This is a genomic window from Sphingobium sp. ba1 (assembly GCF_000743655.1).
Classification (GTDB): Bacteria; Pseudomonadota; Alphaproteobacteria; order Sphingomonadales; family Sphingomonadaceae; genus Sphingobium.
Map to the genome: position 1 here is coordinate 4,728 of NZ_JPPQ01000008.1, position 3,443 is coordinate 8,170.

2 protein-coding genes and 2 pseudogenes are annotated in these 3,443 nt (G+C 60.8%); 2 read left to right on the top strand and 2 right to left on the bottom strand.

The window, feature by feature from the left end; all coding sequences use genetic code 11:
* Both IL54_RS01830 and IL54_RS01835 read left to right on the top strand, forming a co-directional pair.
* Positions 1 to 529: response regulator (locus tag IL54_RS01830; RefSeq protein ID WP_156106067.1), on the top strand; the 529-nt coding region annotated here is incomplete at its 5' end.
* Positions 530 to 635: 106 nt separating this feature from the next.
* A pseudogene (locus tag IL54_RS01835) lies at positions 636 to 974 on the top strand (recombinase family protein); the annotation flags it as partial.
* A 15-nt stretch (positions 975 to 989) separates the two neighbouring features.
* On the opposite strand, the pseudogene IL54_RS01840 reads toward IL54_RS01835, so the two are convergent.
* Both IL54_RS01840 and IL54_RS01845 read right to left on the bottom strand, forming a co-directional pair.
* Positions 990 to 1,616: pseudogene (locus IL54_RS01840) on the bottom strand (Tn3 family transposase); the annotation flags it as partial.
* 57 nt (positions 1,617 to 1,673) lie between these two features.
* Positions 1,674 to 3,443, bottom strand: a 1,770-nt coding sequence (locus IL54_RS01845) for a Tn3 family transposase (RefSeq protein WP_052027509.1), incomplete at its 5' end; no start/stop codon positions are given.

The window sequence follows — 3,443 nt, forward strand, 5'->3', positions numbered from 1 at the left end:
CTCGCAGGTGATCGGGTTCGCCAAGCAGTCGGACGGCGATATCCGTGTTGAGAGCGGGAACGAAGGCGGCACGACCTTCATCATGTACCTTCCGCGCGTCACGATCGACGGAGAGGGTGCCGAGGCCGAGGTCGAGGAGCCAATCACCATTACCGGGGATGGCGTCTGCGTCCTGGTGGTGGAGGACAACAGCGACGTTGGCGAGTTCGCCGTCCAGGCGTTGGATGAGCTTGGCTACAGCACCGTCCTGGCGCTCATCGGGGAAGAGGCGCTGGCGGAGCTGGGAAAGGACTGCGACCGTTTCCACATCGTGTTCTCGGACGTGGTGATGCCGGGCATGTCGGGACTGGAACTGGCCCAGGAAGTACGCCGTCGCCATCCTCACCTGCCGGTTATTCTGACCAGCGGTTACAGCCACGTATTGGCGCAAAACGGACGGCATGGGTTCGAATTGCTGCACAAGCCCTACTCGATCGATCAACTTTCACGCGTGTTCCGCAAGGCGATCACCTGGCAGGCGCAGCGGTAGTCTCGGCCGGAGTCGTTACCTTCCGAACGAGCGTGCCAAATAGCGCTGACAGCGACGTGTCAATTAGCGCTGACATCTACATGATTACGGACAAAAAGGCGGCACCGTGGCGCTGATCGGCTACGCGCGGGTATCCACCGTCGAGCAGACGCTCGCGCTCCAGCTCGACGCTCTTCGCGCCGCTCGCTGCGAGCAGGTGTTCGAGGACCGGGCGTCGGGCACCAAGGCCGACCGGCCCGGATTGGCGGAGGCGATCACGTACGTGCGTCGCGGCGACACGCTGGTGACCTGGAAGCTCGACCGGCTCGGCCGCTCGATGGCGCACCTCATCGAAACGGTGCGGCTGCTCGACGCCAGAGGAGTCGGGTTCCGATCGCTTACCGAGGGCGTGGACACCACGACACCGGGCGGCACGCTCGTGTTCCACCTGTTGGGGGCGTTTGCGGGAGGGGGCGGAATCCTACGCTAAGGATTTGGGCCAGCGATATTCCCCGGTTAGATTGATGTGTTCCCATCCCAACGGCGAGACGTGGGCGAGTAGATCAGGCGCGATATGGGTACCGCTGGCGGCCCGGGTATTGACGACCTCGCCGAGCTTCATGGTGTTCCAGAATATGATGATGGCGGCGAGCAGGTTCATTCCGGCGATGCGATAGTGCTGGCCTTCGCCGGATCGATCCCGGATTTCACCTCGGCGGTGGAAGCTGATGGCGCGCTTTAGGGCGTGGTGGGCCTCACCCTTGTTGAGGCCGATCTGAGCCTGGCGCTGGAGGCCGGCATCAAGAATCCAGTCGATCATGAACAGGGTTCGCTCGATGCGGCCCACCTCTCGCAATGCGAGGGCCAGCTCATTCTGGCGCGGGTAAGAGGCGAGCTTGCGAAGAATCTGGCTGGGGGCGACGATCCCCGCTGCGATCGTCGCCATGATGCGCAGGATGTCGGGCCAGTTGCGCTCGATGAGCGGTTCATTGATCTTACCTCCGACCAGCGCTCGCACATTGGCCGGCGTCGCGTTGGGCGTGAAGGCATAGAGTCTTTTCTGAGGGAGATCGCGGATACGGGGGGCGAACCTGTAGCCGAGCAAGGCGTCACCTCAAGGTTTGTTCGCCAGACAACGATTTCTCGGACATAAGCGGAACATGGGCTACGCTACACGCTTCAACCGCGCCATTGGCTCGTTGAGTGGGTGGAATTCACCTGCTGGAAGTCGCCTGGCCTGCTCCCAGAGATAATCGCCGGTCAGACTGATGTGCGCCCAGCCCATCGGAGAAAGGTGCGCAAGCAGTGCCGCATCGAACGTCGTGCCGACAGCGTTGAGGTGCTGGGCGGCCCGGTCGAGATAGACCGTGTTCCAGTAGGAAATCGCCGCAATCAGCAGGTTCAGCCCAGATGCGCGAAATTCCTGATTTTCCAGCGAGCGATCGGTGAACCGACCCTGCCGGTTGGTATAGATGGCGGCGGCAAGCGTGTGCCTCGCCTCGCCTTTGTTGAGACCGGCCTGACAGGCACGTCGCAGTTCCGGTTGTTCAAGCCAATCGAGCGTGAACAAAGTGCGCTCGATACGGCCCAGTTCAGCCAATGCAAAATCCAGCCTGTTCTGGCGTTTGTAGGCGGCAAGTTTTCGCAAGATTACTGACGGCGCCACCGTGCCATCCTTGATTGAGGCGACAATCCTGACGATGTCATCCCAATCGGCCTCGATCGCTGCCGTTTTGATGGTGCGGCCCATCAGATTTTCGATGCCCTTGTATGTCGATGGCGCAGCGATCGAACCCAGCTTGCGGTCGCCAATATCGCGCAGCCGTGGCGCGAAGCGGAACCCGAGTAGGTGGCAGAGTGCGAAAACATGATCGGTGGCGCCGCCGGTATCGGTATAGTGCTCATGCAACGGAAGGTTGCCGGCGCCCAGGACAAGCCCGTCGAGCACGTAAGGCGCTTCACCTGCCGTCGCGGACATGATCCGTGATCCGAATGATGCGAAGTGATCGGAAAGGTGAGAATAGATTTTCACGCCAGGTTCGGCGCCATATTTGGCATTGACGTCCGCCGCCCCTGAACGGCTCCGCCCCGACCGGAAGAACTGGCCATCGGACGACGAACTGGTGCCAGCGCCCCAATGCCGCGCGAAGGGTAATTCGTGATGGGCTGAGATGATCATGGCCAGCGCGGCCTGATAGTTCTCGGGTGAAAGATACCAGTTGTGGGTCCATGCGAGTTGGGCATAGCTGACGCCTTCGCTGGCATTGGCCATCCGCTCCAGCCCGAGGTTGGTGCCATCAGCCAGAATTGCGGCGAGTACCGTGCTGGGGTTGTCGTGCTCCTTGCCTGAGCGCAGGTCACGGAATGCGTTCAAAAAACCAGTGCGTTCGGCGACTTCAAGCAGCAGCTCGGTGATGCGCACGCGGGGAAGCAGGGTATCGAGCTTGCGATCGAGGGCTTCAGCTTCCGGTGGGGTGACAGGCGGCATTTGCTGAAGCTTGAGCCGGTCTCGTTCGAGCGACACTCCCTCAAGCTTGTTTGTTTTCAACTGCTTGGCAAATCGGCGCAGCCGCCAGTCAAGATTTCGTGCCCGGTCAGCGAGGTAGGATGCAGCATTTGAATCGAACGGAAGCACATCCGCCACTTTGGCGGCGTCGCGCCGACCCAGCAAATAGGCATCGAAGCGCTGATAGTTGCGGGTTCCCTCGATCCATACATCACCGGCGCGCAAACGATCACGCAAGGTTGCCATGATCGCAATTTCATAACGTCGGCGGTCGATACGGCCGCTTTCGGTGATGAGACGCTTCCACTGCCGATTGGGGAATGGCAGTGGAACGCCATCGGGAAGGTCGCGCGACTTTCGTGTGTTCGCATCGCGAATGACATCGATGGCTTTGATCAGTGCCGTCCCTGTTCCAGACGCCTTGAAGGT